Origin of the sequence: Mesorhizobium sp. M7A.F.Ca.CA.004.12.1.1 (assembly GCF_003997835.1) — a bacterium.
In the GTDB taxonomy this organism is placed as follows: domain Bacteria; phylum Pseudomonadota; class Alphaproteobacteria; order Rhizobiales; family Rhizobiaceae; genus Mesorhizobium.
In genome coordinates this window covers 1-825 of record NZ_RZRK01001354.1, presented here as the reverse complement: position 1 = coordinate 825, position 825 = coordinate 1, and the positions used below count along the sequence as shown (strand labels likewise).

Annotated in this window: 1 protein-coding gene and 1 pseudogene; both read left to right on the top strand. The window is 59.3% G+C overall.

Going from position 1 to position 825, the window contains the following annotated elements:
• The first annotated feature begins 46 nt into the window (after nucleotides 1-46).
• Nucleotides 47-187, top strand: a complete 141-nt coding sequence (locus EN984_RS36340; protein WP_013529236.1) for a DUF1127 domain-containing protein — start codon at nucleotides 47-49, stop codon at nucleotides 185-187.
• A 266-nt stretch (nucleotides 188-453) separates the two neighbouring features.
• Nucleotides 454-825, top strand: a pseudogene (locus tag EN984_RS36335) (helix-turn-helix transcriptional regulator); the annotation flags it as partial.

The following is an 825-nucleotide window of genomic DNA, read 5'->3' as shown; positions in this document are numbered from 1 at the left end:
GCCTATTTGAGCACCATCGAAACGAACATCAATTTGGAGGACTACCATGAACCCGATCCGCGCTTTCCGTAACTGGCGTATGTACACCGAGACCGTCCGCGAACTGAACCGTCTCAACGCACGTCAGCTCAGCGATCTCGGCATCAACCGCGCCGACATCGAAAAGATCGCCCGCAGGGCTATCTAAAGCCACGTCTGGTCCGCTCCGGCGGACCAAGCCGTGGAAGCCAGAGCCGCACCAGACGACTTTTGTCGCGGTTCCGAGCCCGCTGGACCCAGTCCGGCGGGTTTTGTCGTTTTGGGGCCGGCAACTGCATGCGGCTCGACAGCAATCTGAGGTTGACCTCAGCTTTCAGCATGGCATTTTGATCCTGCGGGTATCGGTTGGCGTGTGGGAGCGCGTTGACGATCCGAGCCGGCAAGACGCTGACTCTGAAAGGACTGTGCGCTCTCATGTTCGATGATCTTACGGACAGGATCTACGAGGCCGCGTTCGTGCCGGATTTATGGGCGGGTGCGCTCGAAGCGGCCAGCGAGCTTTCGAGTTCGGCTGACGGCGCGATCTTCCTGTTCAGCGACGGCTCCCCCGTTCGCGGCCGGTTGAGTGACGAGTCTCCCGGGCATGGCAATTCCCTTGAAACCGTCCGCTCCCTGTTCGATGAATTCATTGCCGGCGACAGCTGGAAATTCTCCGATGCGATTCAGCGCATGTGCAGCCTGCAACCGGCGAGTTTCGTGCAGGTCGAAGATTTTCTGACTGCCGACGAGCTCGAGCATGATCCGGTACGGATACAATTGAGGGCGGCAGGTATCGGCGCTCATATC

What these genes read in the sequence shown, in the direction of transcription:
- EN984_RS36340 (WP_013529236.1), top strand. Translation starts at nt 47, where the DNA reads ATGAACCCGATCCGCGCTTTCCGTAACTGGCGTATGTACACCGAGACC.